The following is an 18,053-nucleotide window of genomic DNA, read 5'->3' on the forward strand; positions in this document are numbered from 1 at the left end:
CGGCGAGACTCAGGCCTGAAGGGCCAAGGGGGCGCCAGCCGCAGCCACGGCCTTGATGCGGTCGGGGCGGAAACCGGACCAGTGGTCCTCGCCGGCGACGACGACGGGGGCCTGCTGGTAGCCGAGGCCCTTGATGAATGCCAGGGACTCCGGGTCCTGGGTGACGTCGATCCTCTCGTAGGAGACGCCCTGCTTGTCGAGGGCGCGGTAGGTTGCGTCGCACTGGGGGCAGCGGGGCTTGGAGTAGACAGTGATCGACATGTTCGTGTCTCCTTGCGGCCAGGGGCCGGACGTTTGCTTCGTTTGTACATTCTCGTGCGGCTCGTTCGCCGCGAACACCACAACACTACACCTCGTGGCCCAAGGCGCAAGCGACCCCTAGATGTTGTGTCGAACGCTCCGATCGTGCGTCACTGTGGACGAGGGGCGAGGCCTCTGTGGACGGAGCATCCGGTCAGCCCCAACAACCAGCTATCATTCCTTGTCACCCCTGCGGATAGGGATCGTCCAAACAGGCACAAATGCAGGGATTGAAGGTCCACCAACCCGAGCGATGCCCCGAGGACGCGCGCTTGACACAACCTCAGATGCGGCTGTGGACGCCTCCATCACCAACCTGTGCATAACCATCCAGCAGGCATCAAAATAATGTTAAGCGTCACACCGCGACGCGACGTCTTGGGCGTGTCGCACCCGCATATGTAGGGGCTGTTGGCGACTAACCGCCCCTACATCTAGGGGCGGCGCTTTCGATGATGCCCTCCTGCCCACCCGCCCGCATCCGTCCCGGCCCTTCGCCGAGCCCTCGAGGCGAGTGGAGGGCTCAGAGCCCGGACAGTTACGGGCCTGGCCGGGTCCAGCCCGGTGGCGCTGGCAGGTAGGATCGGCCCGCACGACATTCGTATCACCCCGCGTTCAGCCGCCCCCGGGGCGAACCTCGGAGCCGCGCGGGAAACCGCCACCACCCTGGCACGGCACCTCAGGTCGTCACGCGAAACCACGACCACCCCCGCGTGCTGCAATGTCGAACGACATGAAACCGCCACCACCCTGGCACAGGCAAGTCCGCCCGTTTCGCCGCGTCAACTGTGCGCAGGGGCGGCCTCGGTGTCATATTGACCCACCCTCGTACCAAGCAGGGGCGGCCGCGGTGTCACGGGCGCTGCGACGCGTGCACCGCCCCCAGCCACAGGCCTCACCAACACGCCCGCACCGGTGCTAACGCCCCACCAGCCCCACGCCCACGCCGGTGATGCGTCCCACCAGCCCCACGTCCACACCGGTGATGCGTCCCACCAGCCCCACGCCCACACCAGCCAGCGCGACCCAACCAATCAGGCGCAACCCGCCCGGCGGCAAACAAACCCACCTACTGGCATCCTCAACCCACCTACCGCGCACGTTAACCCAGTAAGTGGAGCCTGGGCCGCCCCGCCCACCCCGCCACCAAGTGGGTTAACCTGCGCACAACCGGGCCCACCCCGCCACCAAGTGGGTTAACCTGCGCACAAGCGGGCCCACTCCGCCATCAAGTGGGTTAACCTGCGCGCAACCGGGCCCACCTGCACCAGAACAGCATGCGGAACCAACCCCGCCGGCAGAAACCCCCGCCGACAGAAACCAGCCCCACGTCGAACGACAATGACCGGCGGCGGGGCGAAGGCCGCACGCCAGCCGCAGGTGAAGCCCCTGGGTGGGCAGCCGGAGGCCGCCGCCCCTACAGCCCGAGGAACGCCCTGATCGCGGGCATCTCACGCACCGCCTGAACCAGCCCGGCGCGGTAGGTAGCTTCCAGGCGCTCGCGCCGAGATTCGGTGTTGTTGATCCAGAGGTTGTCGGGCGCAAAGACGTAGGCCCGCCCGCGCTCCTCCAGGTCGAACAGGAAGCGTCGCCCGGCGTTGTACCGGTCGGGCCGACGCGCGACTCCCTCGTAGACGGACGGGTAGGAGTGATAGGTGGCTCGCAGGAGGGCCCCAACGCTGGCCGACATCGGCCCCTTGACGTAGTCGCGCGGGCGGGTGAGGACGACCAGCATCTTGCGGTAGCCCTCGCGCAGGGGCTGATCGAAGGGCAGGCCACCGTTGGGTCCCAGTGCGCCATCGACGTAGGTGTCGCCCTCGATCTCGACGGGCGGCATGAGGACGGGCAGCGTGGAGGAGGCGCGGATGATGGGGCCGAGCGTGTCCAGTGTGCTCATGTCTTCCTTGGAGAACCAGCGCACCTCGCCGCGCGACGCGTTGAAGGCGGCGACGCGAGTGCGCGCCGGATTGGCAAGAAACGCGTCCATGTTGAAGGGGTAGGCACCGTCGGGGTAGCAGATCCGCTCGTAGATGTACTCGGCGTTGAAGTAGCCGTGCCCCTTTCGGAAGTGCTTGAGGCCACCGAATTCCGGGTCGTCAACCAGGTCGACGAAGGTCGCGTGCGAGCGACGGGCGTCGCGGGAGGTGAAGTTACACAGGTGGCTGGATCCCGCGGAAACCCCCGAGACGTGCGGAAAGTTGATGCCCTCGGCAATCAGCCTGGCGACGAGCGCGGCCGTGTAGGCGTTACGCATCCCCCCGCCCTCAAAGACGAGGGCGGTGTCGTCGATAGTGACCATCGTGTCGATGGACTGCTCGGGTGTCGGATAGCGCTCTGGTGTTTCCTTCACGCTTCGACCCTACCGCTCGGCAACCGACCTACGCTCGCGTACCTCCCGTGAAGACCACGTAGTGGTAGAAGAAGAAGCGGAACGCCGTTCCGAGGGCGAAGCCGACGACGTAGACGGCGACGTTGTCGGCGAGCGCGGAGGCCAGTCCCAGGATGTGGTGAGTGAAGAGCAGGCAGAACTGGGAGATGCCGATGCCGCACGCGTTGGCGAAAAAGAAGAGGACGGCTTCGCGAGTGGCGTTGTCGCGGGTGCGCCCCCTGTAGGTCCACACTCGGTTGGCCACCCACGAGTAGCCGGTGGCGATCGTGGCCGCGACGAACTGGGCGGTGTTGGGGTGCCCGGCGAGGACGGCGAGGGGTCCGTACTGGAGGAGGTTGAACAGTCCGGCGTCAACGACGTAGGCGGTGGCGCCGACCAGCCCGAATTGGATGAACTCGCGCACCCACGCCAGGAGGCGCCCGGCGAGGCTCACCGACGAGGCCGGGGCTCCCCTCCCGCCAGCGTCCCGCCGATCGGGGGCCGCGTCCGCGAGCGCGCCAGGCGGCCAACTTCCGTGCTGATGTGTTCCACTCACCCCCCTAGTGTGGCACGCCCGAGCCGCGCTTTCGACCCTCGCCCGCTCCGGTGCCCGCCCCTAAGATGGTGCCCATGACGGACACGAACCAGAGCGAGGCGGCCGCCGCCTCGTCGATCCAGGCTCCCCCGGTTGCCCCCAAGCGCTACGGCTACCGCGTGCGAGACCACTTTGGGCACCGATTCGACGACCCCTGGGATTGGCTGCGTAACGGCGACGATCCCGGCGTCCGCAAGCATTTGGAGGCGGAGAACGCGTGGGCGGACGCGGTCACGGCGCCGACGCGTGAGGCGGCCGCGCGCCTCGTGGAGGAGGTGAAGGCTGCGACCGCGCTGACGGACGTGAGCGTGCCGATCCGCGACGGGGACTACTGGTACTTCCGGCGTTTCACGCAGGGACAATCCTATGCGACTCATCACCGAGCACCCGTTGAGCGCGACGATTCCGGCGTCCCCCTTCCGCTCGTCCCCGCCCCGGGGGTTCCCACCGTCGGCGAGGAGCTCCTCGTGGATGAGAACGAGTGGGCGCGCGGGGAGGAGTTCTTTCGCCTCGCCGACCTGAGCCCCTCGCCCGACGGGCGCCTGATCGCGTGGGCGCGGGACACGAGCGGCGACGAGCGCTACACGTGGGTCATCCAGGAGGCCTCCGGCCGCGTCGTCGACGAGGTCGTGACCGACGCCGGGTACGGGTTTGCGTGGGCGGACGATTCCAGCTCCTTCATATACATGGGCGTGGACGACGCGTGGCGCGCGTGCGAGGTGTGGCTGCACCGGGTGGGCACGCCTCGCGAGGCCGATGAGCTGCTGCTCGTTGAGCCCGACGAGGGCTTCGAGATGGGGTTTGCGCCGTCGGGTTTCCCGGGGCACGTCGTCATCCACTCCTCGTCCTCGACGGCGGGGCGCGCGTGGCTGTGGCTGCCCGCCCACCCGGCCGTGCGCCCGCTGCCGCTGATGCCGGTGAGGGCGCGCACGCTGGTGTCGGCAGACTCGGCGGGCGATCGCCTGTTCATCGTGCACACGGGGCTCACGCAGGAGGGGTCGCTCGCGCAGGCGATGCTGCCCGAGGGAGGCGCGCCCGAGGCACTGGCACGGCTCGGCGTCGCCTCCTCGTCCGCATTCTCCCGGGAGGCACTGGCGGATCGCGCGCCGGGCACTCCGCTGCCGGAGGAGGAGCCCGCGCCTCTCACGCCCTTCGAGTCGTGGGAGCCGCTGCGCGCCCCCGCTCCCGGCGAGCGCATCACCGACGTCGAAGCCCACGCGGGCTACGTGGCCCTCTCCCTGCGTTCTGACTCGCTCACGCAGGTCGACGTGTGGGATCGCCGCGAGCCCGCGCCCGCGTGGCGGCGCGTCCGGGTGGATGCCCCGGTGCGCACGATCGCGACCGTGCCGACCCCGTGGGAGGATCCGCTGCGCGTCGAGTTCCAGTCGCAGACCGTGCCCCCCACGGTCGCCGAGGTGACGGTGCCCGCGAGCGCGGCCGCCCCGGCCTCGTCCCTCGCGCACACGAGCGAGGAGGCGGCCCTGAGCGTGCGGACCCTGCGCGCCCGCGAGGCGCCCGGATGGGACCCGGCCGAGTACGTTGAGGAGCGCGTGTGGGTGCTCGCGCGCGACGGCGCGACGCGCATCCCCGTCACCTTCATCCACCATCGCGACGCGCGACCGGACGGCACGCACGCGGGCTGGCAGATCGGGTACGGCTCCTACGAGGTCAGCTACGACCCCGAGTTCGAGGCGCTGCGCCTGCCGATCCTGCGCCGCGCCGTCTACGCGATCGCACACGTGCGCGGCGGAGGCGAGATGGGCCGCGCCTGGTACGAGGACGGGAAGGAACTCGTCAAGGAGCACACCTTCACGGACTTCATCGACGTGGCCGACTGGCTGGTCGACTCCGGCTGGGTGGCGCCCGGGCGCCTGGTCGCCGAGGGCCGCAGCGCCGGAGGCCTGCTCATGGGCGCTGTCGTCAACGCGGCGCCCGACCGCTTCCGCGCGGTCCTGGCGGGCGTCCCCTTCGTGGACGCGCTGACGACGATCCTGGATGCCTCCCTGCCGCTCACCGTCGGCGAGTGGGAGGAGTGGGGAAATCCCGTCACCTCGCGCTCCGTGTTCGACGCGATGAGCCGCTACACGCCGTACGAGAACGTGCCGGACGGCGTGCTCCTTCCCGCGATCATGGCGACGACCTCGGTCAACGACACGCGGGTGGAGTTCGTTGAGCCCACCAAGTGGGTGCAGCGCCTGCGCGAGGCCACCGGCCAGGTGCCTTCCACGTCACAGGAGGCGGGCTCGGCTCCCGCGCGCGACCCGTGGGAGCGCCCCATCATCCTGCGCACCGAGATGGTCGCCGGGCACGCGGGCCCCTCCGGGCGCGAGGGCCGGTGGGCGGCGCGCTGCGAGGAGTTCGCCTTCGCGCTGGGCCAGGTGGGCGTCACGCTGTAACACCTGGGGCTGCCGACGAGCGGTCAGTGCCCGTTGACGGCAAACGCAGGTGGGGGCGGTCTTCGCTGGAAGACCGCCCCCACTATCGTGCCGCGCACGATGCGGCGTGGCTGCACTGAGTTACTGCGCGCCGCCGTCCCAGTCCGGGCGCACCGCGAAGGACTGAATCTTCAATTCACCCGAGAACCACCCCTCCTTGAGATACCCCGCGAGCTTGTCCGTGGTGAAGATTTCACGCCACTCTTTGCCGTCCCACGGTATGAAGAACAGTGAGACGACATGGCCTTCATAGCTTTCTCCGAGCGCGTAGACACCATCCTTGTCCACCTGGTACGTCATCCAATAGCGGTCAGACACAGTCATCCGCGGATGCGTGTAGAACAGACGCCGCACCTGGCCGCTCATCAGGTCGGCACCGAAAGCAGCACCATCCCGCGTCACCATCCTGTATTCGTTACCCACTTGAACACCATGGTGGCCTTGGAGGAACCACTTGGAAGTAGATTCGAAGGGCTCGCCGTCGTCATCGGTCAACGGGATATTCGCACGTTCTCCCGTGGATAGGTCCCACTGGTGAAGGACCCATCGGTATCGTTCATGCGCCGTCATGTTGTCTGGAGTGCCAGGCTTTACTTCCAGGCGGCTCAACAGCGTGATGACGTCCCCCTCGCAGGCGAACATATGCTGTCCCGATTCCAAGTTGTCACTGGCCGGCGTGACGGCGAGAATTCGAGGCGCGTCACCATCAGGAGCATTGAGCTGCACGACAGCCGTCAGGGCCTCTGGAACTGGTTCTTCGTTGTTCGCCTGGGCGGCATAGGCCTCGAATGCCGCATCCGCGATACTCGGGGATTCCTTCGTGTCCGTAATCGCCAGGATCCGTGACCCGCACTGCCCAAAATCACCGGTAATGCCAGCGGTTTCAACAGTCGTGATGCTGTCGTCACTTTCAACATTGCCGTCGTTATAATCCCAATGCTTCGGCACCAGAGTGACGAGCTGACCATCGGAAAGCTCGTATCGTTGAATCTCCTCTCGGGTCCCGTTGTCGCTCTTACTCACCTGCGTTCCACTATCCGTCGTCACGTAGTTGCGGCTCCGCGAACCGTAGAAGACACCGCGATCACTCCACAACACGTCCCCGCCAGCCACCGAATCGACGGACGCCACCGTGCCCTGTCCCTGGGCGTTGAGGAGCACAATCCAACTGCCAGTGTTCGTAGCCTCCTGCAGCGACGAGGCATATGCGGGTCCCAGCCTCAGAGCGATCACCGCGTCATTCGACCGCAAAGAACTGACCGGTCTGCGGACCACGTCCTGATGAAAACTAGTACTCACCGCGAGCGCAGCAAACGAAAAAGCAACGATAACGAGGGCCCACTTCCACACGGGCTTCAACTTTGCTAGGCCACCAAATCCCAGCTCATCATCCCCCGGCGCCATCCAGTCGTCGGCCTGCGTCGTCACTCTTGTCGTTCCTCTCGTCGCGGCAGCGGGCGCGGCCACGCCCGCACCCGAGTCTAGGGCACTCCGCCCGGGCGGCCCCGGCCTCGTCCCATCGTCGTAGCAGCCGAAGCCTTATCCCAACCGGGCACGAGGCTCGGACAACCGAACAACCTTACTGGGCACCGCCGTCCCACCCGGGGCGCAGAGAGAATGACTGAATCCTTCGCCAGTGGCCCGACGACAGAATATCGCCCTCCAACCAGACGTAGTCTGCCAGCTTGTCCATTGTGATGACGTCCCGGTATGCTCCCCCATCCCACGGCCGGTAAGAGAGGGTGACATTGTGATCCTCCCGGCGACCCTCGAGCGCGTAGACGCCCGTCTCACTTACCTGGTACACCATTCGCTGGTTGATTCGCGTACCGTCATAACTAAACAGGAAGCGACCTCGACCGCTCCTCAGGTCCACTGCAAACGCATCCCCGCCTTCACTGATGAACCGGTACTCATCACCGACCTGGATCCCCCGGTAGCCGAAAATGCTGTGCTCTCTATCTATTTCGATAGGATTCCCCTGCTCGTCGATCACAGGAATGATCGTGCGCTGCCCCGTCGACAGATCCCAGCGCTCGAGAACCATCGTTCCCGTCTCTCCACCATCTGCCATCACACGAACGTCTCGAGAGTCGCCCGTTTGGACGCTCGGCATCGTGATCACGTCCCCCTCACAGGCGAACTCTCTCTGTCCCGACACCAAGCCGTCGATCATTGGCGCGACGCCAACGAGGCGGGGAGTATCACCATCGCGATCATTCAACTGAACAACAACAGACAGCTCCTCCGGCTGCGCACCATCATTGCCCGACTGCGCGGCGTAGGCTTCAAGGGCCTCTTGCTTCCTGCGCCAGAGCTGCTTCGTATCAACGATCGACAGGATCCTATCCCCGCACTGTCCCATGTCCCCGCGCGTTCCGGGCGTTGACACACTCGTCACGCTTCCATCAAGTTCGATCGTATCGACCCGGTAACCCAAGTCCATCTCGTACGAAACCACGATGAATCGACCATCCGACAACTCATAACGCTGGACGTTCGAGGCCCGCCAGCCCTTAGTTTCTTGACTACTCGTTCCGTTTTCTGTCGTCTGGTACTCCCATTGCTCGGCACCGAAGGAAATACCGCGATCAGACCACAGGATCCTACCTTCCCACTGGTTGCCGATACGCACGATATCCTGCTCCCCGTGCACGTCAACAAGTGCGACCAAGTTGTCCTGAATTGGGGCTTCAAGGCCCGACTGCGATTGTGCTTCACCCAGCTGCACAGCAATGACGGCATCCCCAATGGCCAGTTTGCTGGTCGGCGTCACTGGCAGGGGAGCCTTCGGAGCGCAACTCCACGCGAGCAGCGCAATCGGAAGAGCGAGCGTCAGGAACGCCCATCGCCGGGAACGCTTCGGTTTCTTCGAGCTGCCTTGCTCCTGTTCGTCGGCACCCGTCTCGCGCTTCTCACCGTTGTGTGTACTCATGGTCGTCTCCGTCCTCGTCTGCATGCGCTACTGCGCGCCGCCATCCCAGCCGGGGCGTAGGGCGAAGGACTCGATGGCGCGCTGACCACCCGAGAACAGCTTGCGCACCCTCAGGTAGCCCTCCAGGCTGCCCGTCGAAAGAACCACGCGAGAATCGTCACCGTCCCACGGATGATAGGAAAGAGTGACTGCGTGCTCGCGGGAGCTATCCGTCAAGAAATAAACGCCGCTCTCGGTCACCTGGAACACCATGTCCCCTTGTCCGACCTGCTCGGGGATGGAAAACAAGTGACGGCCCTGTCCGCTCGTCAGATTGATTGAGAAGGCATGACCATGGCGACTGATAAGCCTGTATTCGTCGCCCACTAGGATCGCCTTGTCACCATAGATATCCAAATCCTCATTGAGGTGGATAGCGTTTCCTGCCTCATCGAGCACGGGGCTCACCGAGCGCTGCCCCGTCGACAGATCCCAGCGCTGGAGAACGAGGGTCCCTCTCGCCGCAACGACGCTGCTCCCTCTCGCGCCGATGGGATCATCCACTTGGATGCTCGGTGCTGTCAGCAAATTCCCTTCGCAGGCGTACAAGTGCTGCACTGACCTCAAGCCCGGAATCATCGGCGCTGCCGCGAGGATCCGCGGGGTAGCTCCGGCAGGATCATCCAACTGCACGACAACCGAGAAATCTTCCGGTTCACTTCCCTCGCCACCCGACTGAGCGGCATAGACCTCGAACGCCGCGGACTTCATGCTCTGGGACACCTCCGTATTCATAATCGCTAAAACCCGCGACCCACACAGCCCAAAGCCGCCCGACTTGTCGTCGGTCTCCACGCTCGTCATCGTTCCATCACGCTCGATGATGTCCGCACGAATACCAGAGCCTCTCGCAGCACTGATGACTTCGATTCGCCCATCGGGGAGCGCAAAACGGAAATATTCAACGGAACGATCACCCACGCGGGGGATCCGCTGCGTCCCCTCCTGCGTCGTCAAAAAATCCTCCGCCTGGACGCCGTACGACACCCCGAGCTCAGTCCATGCGATATCACCACGCTCCCCGCGTTCGACATGCCCGGCTTGCCCCCGCCCTTGGAAGTCGAGGAGCACAATCCAGTTGTCACCCGTTCCACCCGGCAGGGCCGCAGACGCCTCTGCACCACCCAGCCGCAGGGCGATGACCGCCTCACCCGTCGTCAGCTTGTCGATAGGTTTTTCGTCGAGAGATGCAAGGGAAAGACAGCCCGACAGCAGCATGACGATCGACAGTGCTGCCGCACCGACGCCGGACCGGCGCACGCCCTTGCGGCTGAGCGATCCCTTGCGGTTCCTCGCGCGGGTGCCATTATTGAGCGGCTCGTCAGTATGCGGCTCCATCGTCCTGATCCATTCTCGTCACTGCGCTAACGGGCGCATCATGCGCCCACACCCGAGTCTAGGGCACGAGGCCAGGGCCGCCCCATCCCAGGCCCCAGATACCGCGCAGGACAACGACACCGAGCCCCGGCCTCGTGCTCCAACCCCCAGAGTCAGCGCACCACCCGGCTGCACGCGCTACTGCGCGCCACCGTCCCAGCCGGGGCGTAGGGCAAAGGACTCGACGCTGCGCCTGTACCCCATCAGCAGATTTCGCTCCACGAGGTAGCGCGACATTGTGCCCGTCGTCAAGAGCACACGCTTGCCGCCCCCATCCCACGGCTGGTACGAAAGAGTGAGGACGTCCTCATCATCATTTTGCTCGAGCGCATACACGCCGGTCTCACTCACCTGGAATACCGCTGGGATGAAAGTTTTCTCCGATGGAATCGAGAAAAGGTGCCGGGCGTTGCCGCTCATCATGTCAACCGCGAAGGCATCCCCTTTCTTCGTCACGAAGCGGTACTCATCCCCCACCCGGATCGCTCGAACACCGTAGAGGTTATTATCCTGATCCGTTTCGATGGGCTGTCCTGCTTCATCAAGCACAGGAATGATCGTGCGCTGCCCTGTGGACAGGTCCCATCGCTGCAGGACCAAAACCCCTTCGAGTGAGTTCCTTTTACCGCTACGCACAGCGGCTGGGTCGTCCTGCTGGAGACTCAGAACCGTGATGACGTTCCCGTCGCACGGAACACTCATCCAACCCTCCACCAGGCCATCGATCGCAGGTGCCACCGCAAGGAGTCGGGGAACATCACCAGTGGGTTCATCGATCTGAATCACAGCAGCCACATTCTCGGGCATCTCACCGCCCGACTGGGCTGCATAGGCCTCGAACGCCGCCGACCTGATGCTCTCAGATTCCTCAGTATCGGTGATCCCAACGATGTGCTGCCCGCACTGCCCAACCGGCGCACTAGTATCGGGTATTTCCGTCGTCTCAATGCGCCCATTAGGGTGGATCGTGTCGACCCTGATCCCGTCGCTCAAATCTACGACAGCAATTCTCCCGTCCGGGAGCGAGAAGCGTTGATACTCAGAACTCCACGAGTGTTTAACATCGATCTCCTGCGTTCCCTGATCGGTCGTCACGTATTCCTTATCCGGCGCGCCAAAGGAGAGACCGCGTTCAGTCCACATCACATCGCTGCCACGTTTGTTTTCAATACGGGTCGCTTGCCCCCGACCCTGCGCGTCCAGCAGCACGATCCAGTTGTCGTTCGGCGGGTCCGGAAGCCCCGCCGAGAACTTTCCCTGGCTCAGCCGCACAGCAATCACCGCATCCCCCAGACTCAGCTGATCAGCCCGTTTCTCCGTCACAGCCCCCTGAGACATACAGCTCGACATCAGCATGACGATCGACAGTGCGGCCGCAACGACGCCGCACCGACGCACGCCCTTGCGACTGAGCGATCCCTTGCGGTTCCTCGCGCGGGTGCCATCGCTGAGCGGCTCGTCAGTATGCGGCTTCATCGTCCTGCTCCGTTCTTATCGCTGCGCTAAATGGCGCATCACGCGCCTATCCCCGAGTCTAGGGCACAACGCCAGGGCCACCCCATCCCAGGCCCCAGATACCGCGCGGGACGGCGACACCGAGCCCCGGCCTCGTCCCCCTCCGATCAAGCCTCGGGATGCCGATAGGATGAGGTCATGACGATTACGGCGGCGGCAGACGGTTCTTCCCTCGGCAATCCCGGGCCCGCGGGGTGGGCCTGGTACGTAGACGAGGACACGTGGGACGCGGGCGGCTGGCCGCAGGGAACGAACAACCTGGGTGAGCTGACCGCTATTCTGCGTCTGCTTGAGGCCACGGCCGAGACCGGCGAAGAGCTGCACATCCTCGCCGACTCGCAGTACGCGATCAACGTCGTGTCCAAGTGGCGGCTCGGCTGGAAGAAGCGCGGCTGGACGAAGGCAGACAAGAAGCCCATCAAAAACCTGGAGCTCATCCAGGAGATCGATCGGGCCATGGAAGGGCGCCGCGTCACCTTCGAGTGGGTCAAGGGCCACGCTGGGCACCGCATGAACGAGCGCGCCGACGACCTGGCACGCTCCTGCGCCGAGGCCTACCAGGCGGGGCGCACACCCGAGCCGGGCCCAGGGTTCGGGGGCGGCACGTCGCGCGGCGCTGCGTCGGCGGATCAGGCGTCCTCAGATCAGGCATCCGGGGATCAGCCGGATGAGGGCGCGACCACTGTGGCTGCGTCCGTCGAGCCGCACAACGTGCCCGCTACTACTGATGCCCTGGGGAGCGCTCCCGCTTCACACGACGCCTCCACCAACAAGGCCGCCACGTCGACATTCCGTTCTCATCCCAGCGTTTTCTCCACGCCCACCGAAGCGAACGAACCCGCGGAGGCAGCCCCGGCCTCGTCCGTGAGTGAGCCCGCGATGACCACCGAAGACGCGATCGCCCGCGAGCGCGAGTTCATCCTGGCGTGGACCGGAGGCGACGAGGAGTCGCTGGCGGGGATGACCGACGAGCGCACCACGCGCATCTGGCCAGGCGGCGGTGCGACCACGACGCTGGCGGGGCCCTCGCCCGCTTCCCCGGCTATCGGCCGCATCGACGCGCACGACCTGGGCGGCGCGTTCCTGACCCGCTACCGGGTGCGCTGGGAGGGCGGTGCCTCGCTGGAATCCAGCGTGTGGGCGTCGGCGACTTCTGGCGAGGCGCGCCTGATCATGGTGCACCACCAGTCGACGCTGATCGCCTGATCGCCCTGCTAGCACAAGCGGCTCCCAAGCGCACGGTTCTCGCGGCGGCCGCAAAGCAGTCAGGCGGAGCCGAGGCGCGCGGGGTGCCGGGAGGCGCCGAAACCGGGGTCGGGGACGTGAGACCTGAGCGAAATCCGTATCGATAACGTCTGAGCGGCAGGATCAAGCGCGCCTGGGATGCGAGGATGTCAACAACGGGTGGAGCGTAGAGCAAGGAGCGCACGACCCGGCGGCGCACTGCACTAGTGGGGACGGGATTGCAGCACCTGGGAGCTAGCGCAATGCCTCCCCAACCGACGCAGCATCACGCGGATGCGCATGAATGCAGCAGGTCGCCGTTCGCGATCGCAAAACGGCCGGAGAGGCGCTCACAACCACGATCCGACGCGTCTGCGACTGCCCTCTCGCGACACTGGATCACCGACGCGTTCTGCGACGGCAGCTGCTCCGAGGTACGGCTGTCCTCTCGCGACACGGGCTCACCTGCGTCGGCCGCGGTGAGGTCACTGACGGTGAGCGGCAGCCCTCGCTCGCCCCACCCCAACCGAGAGCCGCATATCATTGCCCAACAGGCGTGATGCGGCACGGGGAACTCGGCCAAACAAGCAGGACACAGAGGAGGAGCCGCATGCGACATTGAGGGCCACAGCGACAACGGCTATCGGCAGGCTCGGATGCCCGGTGGGAGAATGCTGCCGAACTTCGCGTGGCAACACGCATATCTGCAGCGCCCCGGGGTGGCGGCACGTCCCAGCCGGACTTCGCGATCAAACACTCCGAGCCTTCTGAGCCGCGTGCAACATCTCAAACGGAAAGTCGAGAAGTCAGCCGAACTCGGACAGGCCTCCATGACGGTGCGGAACACGCGACACCCGTTGGGGGGCAACGCACCCCTTGCGGGGCAACGCACCCGTTAGGGGGCAACGCACCCGTTAGGGGGCAACGCACCCGTTCAGAAGGGGTGTAATGCCTACGGATCGGGTGTAGCACCGAGAGACACAAGTATAAACGCGGAAACTGCAGGCACGTCAGACGCCACCACCGCGCCAAGAACCCCTCCATGGAGGGCAGCGCTTCGCTGGAGTCAAGCGTGTGGGCACCAGCTACTTCTGATGAGACGCGCCTGGTCATGGCGCACCACCAGCCAACGTTAATCGCCTGAACTGCACTGGTGTGGGGTGACAACGGACCGATATTCGGAAGCTTGCGAGCCCTGCGGGTGAGGCGCCGGCTCACACAGGGCCCACCCGGGCCTGGGTCCCTGCGCGGATAGCTTGCGCGCACGCGGATAGGTTATCAGCACGCGGATAGGCTATTAAGGTATCCACATGCTCATAGCCTATCCGCGAAGCCGTTTCCTATCCGCGAGCCCCAACGACGCATACGCGACACTGCACCATTTAGGCAGCATTACACCAGGTAGGGAGCGCTACACCCCCTGGGAAGTGGTGTAATACCCCGCTAAGTGGTGTAACACCGCTTAGAAACAAGCCAGAACCTGGACGGACTGACGCACGCACGAGTGGAGATGGGTGTAACACCGCTTAGGAATAAGCCAGAACCCGGACCATTCCGGGAAGACGACCTGCAGGGTTCGTCTGAGCCTCGACGCATGAGGCCTCGGAGCAGACACGCACGATCTGGATAGGAAACGACAAACTGGATAGGTCATTGCGTCCCGGATAGGACAATAAGCTATCCGGAGGCGCCGTTCCTTTCCGGAACTCAACTTCCTATCCAGAACGCGCAACCACGCCCACCACAAGACCGCCACGCGGCCTGGTCATGGTGCCGGTGAGCGGCAGCGGAACCTAGCCGAACACCCCAGCAGCACACCAAGCCCCTGCTGCTTGGAGGGCACCGCGTGGACCGCTGGTCCAGGCTGCGGTACCTGGGGGCGGTGGCAAGGCCTGGCCGGGCTTCGAGATCGATCACTCCGAGCCGAAGACACGCGTGCGACGATCTCGCGGGCGGGCCGCCGCCCCCAGGTGCCAACAAACGGGGAATACCCTACAGCTTGGCGCCCTCGAAGCTGAAGATGTCGAGAAACTTGCGCGCGCGGTCCGAGGACGGGTCCGCAAAAAACTTGCGCGGCGGGTCGACCTCGACAATGCGCCCCTCGTCCATGAAAACGATGCGGTCCGCAATCGCGCGGGCAAAGCCCATCTCGTGGGTGACGATAAGCATGGTCATGCCGGTGCGCGCCAGTTCCAGGACGACGTCAAGGACCTCGCGCACCATCTCCGGGTCGAGGGAGGCGGTGACTTCGTCGAGGAGGAGGATCTCGGGGTTCATCATGAGGGCGCGCACGATGGCGACACGCTGGCGCTGGCCGCCGGAAAGCTGACGCGGGTAGTCGTCGGCGCGGTCGGCCAGGCCGACGCGCTCAAGCAGTTTCAGCGCCCGCGCGCTCGCATCACCGCGCGTTTCTCCCGCGACGAGGCCGGGGGCGAGCGTCAGGTTCCCCATGACACTCAGGTGCGGGAAGAGCTCGTAGGACTGGAAGACCATGCCGATGCGCCGACGCACCTCGGGCCAGGAGACGCCGGGCGCGGCCAAGTCGGTCCCGTCAAGGATGATCCTCCCGGAGTTGATGGGCTCGAGGCCGTTGATCGTGCGCAGGAGCGTCGACTTGCCGCACCCGGAGGGGCCGATGATGACGACGACTTCACCGTCGGCAACGTCGAGGGAGACGCCGCGCAGGGCGTGGTGTCCGCCGGGGTACGTCTTGTCGAGGTCGACGAGGCGCAGCTGCGCTGTGTCAACGCCCTGAGGGGATGAGGCCGTGGCGGGATCGTGCGCGCTGCCCTCGCGAGGCGTGCCGCCCTGGTCGGAGGTGCCGGATGTCAGTTCTGCCATGTTTTCTCCATGTGGCGTGAGAGGAGCGATATGGGCCAGCAGATGAGGAAGTACAGCACAAAAATAAGGCCGTAGATCCACAGCGAGGCCGTGGGGTAGGTGAAACGGTTAGAGTCGATGATCTGCTGTCCGACTTTGAGGACCTCAACGACGCCGATGAGGACGACGAGGGAGGTCGTCTTGATCATGCGGGTGATGAGGTTGACGGCCGGGGGTGCAAGCCTGCGCAGGGTTTGCGGCAGGATGACCCGGCGCATGGTCTGCCTCGGGGTGAGTCCCAGAGCGTAGGCGGATTCGTACTGGTGGCGCGGGATCGCGATGAGCGCGCCTCGCACGAGGTCGCCCATTTCGGCGCCTCCCCACAGGGTGAACACGAGGACGGACGCGGTAATACCGTCCAGGTTGATTCCCGCGACGCGCGTGAGCCCGAAGTAGGCGACGAAGAGCAGCACAAGCTGGGGCATGATGCGCACGAACTCGAGGTAGAGCTGCATGAGCCAGCGCAGGGGGCGCCAGCGCGAGCGCATGCCGAGGCCGACGAAGACGCCCAGGATCAGCGACAGGACGACGGAGAGCGCGGAGATGCCGACGGTGACGCCCAGGCCCTCGAGAATACGCACGAGGTTGCGGCCTTCGACAATGACGTTAATTCCCAAATCCGCCACGGCGCACCGCCTTTTCGATGAGTCGGGCCGCGATGGACACGGGCAGGAGGATCACCAGGTAGGCGATGATCAGGAGGGCCAGCGCTTCGGAGGTGTTGTAGGACATGCCGATCAGGTCTTTCGCGACGTACACGAGATCGGGCAGCGCGACGACGGAGACGACGGAGGTTTCCTTGATGAGGAAGATGACGTTGGCGGCGAGCGGCGGCACGGAGGTCGCGATGGCCTGCGGGAGGGCGACGTGGCGCAGCGTCTGGGCGGGCGTGAGGCCGAGCGCGGACGCCGACTCCCACTGGATGGTGGCGATCGAGTCGAGGCCGGAGCGCAGGGCCTCGGCCATGTAGGCGCCGCCCAGGAAGATGAGGCCGACGATCGCGCAGGTTTCGCCGCTCCACTTGATGCCCACGCGCGGCAGGCCGAAGTAGATGAAGAAGAGCTGCACGAGCAGGGGCGTGTTGCGCGACAGTTCGACGTAGGCGGCACCGATCTGGGCGGCGAGCGGGATCCGGTACTGCCGGATCGCGGCCACGAGGAGGCCGACCGCGAGCGAGCCGACGATGCCGATGGCCGCGATCCGCAGAGTGAGGATGGCGGCGTCGACGTACAGGGGCGCGTATCGCGCCAGGATGTCGAGGTTCATGGGTGAGGAATGGGACGAGGCGGTGGCCCGCCGGGCCGATCGCGCGCGGCGGTCGGGTTTCCGGGGGCGGGCCTCGCGCCGGGTTAGTTGGTGGAGGACGCGGTGTCGACGCCGCCTTCGACGACGAGGTCGTCGGGGGTCGCGGCGTCACCGTAGACGGGGGCGAGGGTCTGCTCGTAGTCCTTGTGGAAGAAGTTCTCCTCGCCGAGCTCGGTCAGCTGGTTGTTCAGCCAGTCGAGGAGGGGTGCGTTGCCCTTCTTGACGGCGGCGGCAATGTAGCTGGTCTCGCCTAGGCTCTTGATACCGACGCTGAAGCCGGGGTGCGCGATGGCCCAGGCGATGACCTCGGTGTTGTCGGTGGAGAAGGCGTCTCCGCGGCCGTCCTCGAGGGCCTGGTAGGCGTCGGAGTACTGGTCGTACTTCTGGAGTTTCACCTCGGGGTGGTTGGCCTCGAAGTAGGCTTCGGCGGTGGTTCCCTTGGTGACGATGAGGGTCTTGCCGGCCAGCTGGCCGACGTCGGTGATCTCAGCCGAGGAAGGGGAGACGACGCCGAGGGAGACCTTGAAGTAGGGGTTGGCGAAGTCGACCTTCTCGGCGCGTTCGGGGGTGACGGTGAAGTTCGCGAGGGTGATGTCGACCTTGTTCGAGGCGAGGACCTCGGTGCGGGCGGCGGCGTCGACGGGGACGTACTTGGCGGTGACTCCGAGGTCGGCGGCGATGCGGTCGCCGTAGACGACGTCGTATCCGGCGGGCTTGCCGTCGGCGTCGATGTAGCCGAAGGGGGCCTTGTCGGAGAAGATGCCGATGACGATTTCGCCAGCTTCCTTGATCTGTTCGGGGCTGCGGTCACCGACCTGCGCGCTGGTCGCGGAGTCGGAGCCTGCGCCACCGGAGCAGGCTGCCATGCCGAGGGCTGCGACCGTGGCGAGGGCTGCCGTGGCGAGTCGGAGGAATGGCTTCTTGCGTGCGTGGGTGGCGCTCATGATGGCTCCTAACGTGCGTTGTCAATGGATATCGCCGGGGCGCGCGTCCTCGGCGATGTCGTCGATGGTTCCATCTCGGGCGTGCTCGCGCGACGGGTGCTTCTCGTTTTGAAACTGTGTGACAGTTTTTGAAACT

At 65.3% G+C, this 18,053-nt stretch carries 14 protein-coding genes; 2 read left to right on the forward strand and 12 right to left on the reverse strand.

Annotation, left to right across the window (positions count from 1 at the left end; all coding sequences use genetic code 11):
* Nucleotides 1-9: 9 nt before the first annotated feature.
* From nrdH to HMPREF9006_RS06095, 4 genes are all read right to left on the reverse strand, one after another.
* Complete coding sequence (gene nrdH / locus HMPREF9006_RS06085; protein WP_034231276.1) at nt 10-261, reverse strand: glutaredoxin-like protein NrdH; 252 nt, start codon at nt 259-261, stop codon at nt 10-12.
* Nucleotides 262-1,218: 957 nt separating this feature from the next.
* Complete coding sequence (locus HMPREF9006_RS10995; protein WP_269490360.1) at nt 1,219-1,344, reverse strand: hypothetical protein; 126 nt, start codon at nt 1,342-1,344, stop codon at nt 1,219-1,221.
* A 373-nt stretch (nt 1,345-1,717) separates the two neighbouring features.
* Complete coding sequence (locus tag HMPREF9006_RS06090) at nt 1,718-2,650, reverse strand: patatin-like phospholipase family protein (RefSeq protein ID WP_009212697.1); 933 nt, start codon at nt 2,648-2,650, stop codon at nt 1,718-1,720.
* 28 nt (nt 2,651-2,678) lie between these two features.
* Complete coding sequence (locus HMPREF9006_RS06095) at nt 2,679-3,122, reverse strand: GtrA family protein (RefSeq protein ID WP_009212698.1); 444 nt, start codon at nt 3,120-3,122, stop codon at nt 2,679-2,681.
* A gap of 167 nt (nt 3,123-3,289) precedes the next feature.
* Here HMPREF9006_RS06095 and HMPREF9006_RS06100 point away from each other — a divergent pair, with 167 nt between their 5' ends.
* Nucleotides 3,290-5,659: a S9 family peptidase gene (locus HMPREF9006_RS06100; protein WP_009212699.1), complete on the forward strand. Its 2,370-nt coding sequence runs from the start codon at nt 3,290-3,292 to the stop codon at nt 5,657-5,659.
* A 120-nt stretch (nt 5,660-5,779) separates the two neighbouring features.
* Here HMPREF9006_RS06100 and HMPREF9006_RS06105 read toward each other — a convergent pair whose 3' ends face one another.
* The 4 genes from HMPREF9006_RS06105 to HMPREF9006_RS06120 form a co-directional block, all read right to left on the reverse strand.
* Complete coding sequence (locus HMPREF9006_RS06105; protein WP_009212700.1) at nt 5,780-7,126, reverse strand: hypothetical protein; 1,347 nt, start codon at nt 7,124-7,126, stop codon at nt 5,780-5,782.
* Between the two features lie 151 nt (nt 7,127-7,277).
* Nucleotides 7,278-8,633: a hypothetical protein gene (locus HMPREF9006_RS06110; RefSeq protein WP_232209838.1), complete on the reverse strand. Its 1,356-nt coding sequence runs from the start codon at nt 8,631-8,633 to the stop codon at nt 7,278-7,280.
* Nucleotides 8,634-8,660: 27 nt separating this feature from the next.
* Nucleotides 8,661-10,010 (reverse strand): hypothetical protein, encoded by a 1,350-nt coding sequence (locus tag HMPREF9006_RS06115; protein ID WP_003796917.1) that lies wholly within the window; start codon nt 10,008-10,010, stop codon nt 8,661-8,663.
* A 177-nt stretch (nt 10,011-10,187) separates the two neighbouring features.
* Nucleotides 10,188-11,525 (reverse strand): hypothetical protein, encoded by a 1,338-nt coding sequence (locus tag HMPREF9006_RS06120; RefSeq protein ID WP_009212702.1) that lies wholly within the window; start codon nt 11,523-11,525, stop codon nt 10,188-10,190.
* Nucleotides 11,526-11,702: 177 nt separating this feature from the next.
* Here HMPREF9006_RS06120 and HMPREF9006_RS06125 point away from each other — a divergent pair, with 177 nt between their 5' ends.
* Nucleotides 11,703-12,770 (forward strand): ribonuclease H family protein, encoded by a 1,068-nt coding sequence (locus HMPREF9006_RS06125; protein WP_009212703.1) that lies wholly within the window; start codon nt 11,703-11,705, stop codon nt 12,768-12,770.
* A gap of 2,010 nt (nt 12,771-14,780) precedes the next feature.
* Here the strand turns inward: HMPREF9006_RS06125 and HMPREF9006_RS06135 are convergent.
* The 4 genes from HMPREF9006_RS06135 to HMPREF9006_RS06150 all read right to left on the reverse strand — a co-directional run bounded on the left by HMPREF9006_RS06135 (nt 14,781) and on the right by HMPREF9006_RS06150 (nt 17,917).
* Nucleotides 14,781-15,629, reverse strand: coding sequence for an amino acid ABC transporter ATP-binding protein (locus HMPREF9006_RS06135; RefSeq protein ID WP_009212705.1), 849 nt, complete (start codon nt 15,627-15,629; stop codon nt 14,781-14,783).
* Nucleotides 15,617-16,294, reverse strand: coding sequence for an amino acid ABC transporter permease (locus HMPREF9006_RS06140; protein ID WP_009212706.1), 678 nt, complete (start codon nt 16,292-16,294; stop codon nt 15,617-15,619). The genes HMPREF9006_RS06135 and HMPREF9006_RS06140 overlap by 13 nt, the downstream gene beginning before the upstream one ends.
* Nucleotides 16,275-16,934, reverse strand: a complete 660-nt coding sequence (locus HMPREF9006_RS06145) for an amino acid ABC transporter permease (protein ID WP_009212707.1) — start codon at nt 16,932-16,934, stop codon at nt 16,275-16,277. Before HMPREF9006_RS06145 ends, HMPREF9006_RS06140 begins: the two co-directional genes overlap by 20 nt.
* An 83-nt stretch (nt 16,935-17,017) precedes the next feature.
* Entirely contained in the window at nt 17,018-17,917 is a 900-nt protein-coding gene (locus HMPREF9006_RS06150; RefSeq protein ID WP_009212708.1) for a cysteine ABC transporter substrate-binding protein, read from the reverse strand.
* Between the last annotated feature and the right edge of the window lie 136 nt (nt 17,918-18,053).

Origin of the sequence: Actinomyces sp. oral taxon 180 str. F0310, from assembly GCF_000185285.1 — a bacterium.
Taxonomy (GTDB): Bacteria; Actinomycetota; Actinomycetes; order Actinomycetales; family Actinomycetaceae; genus Pauljensenia.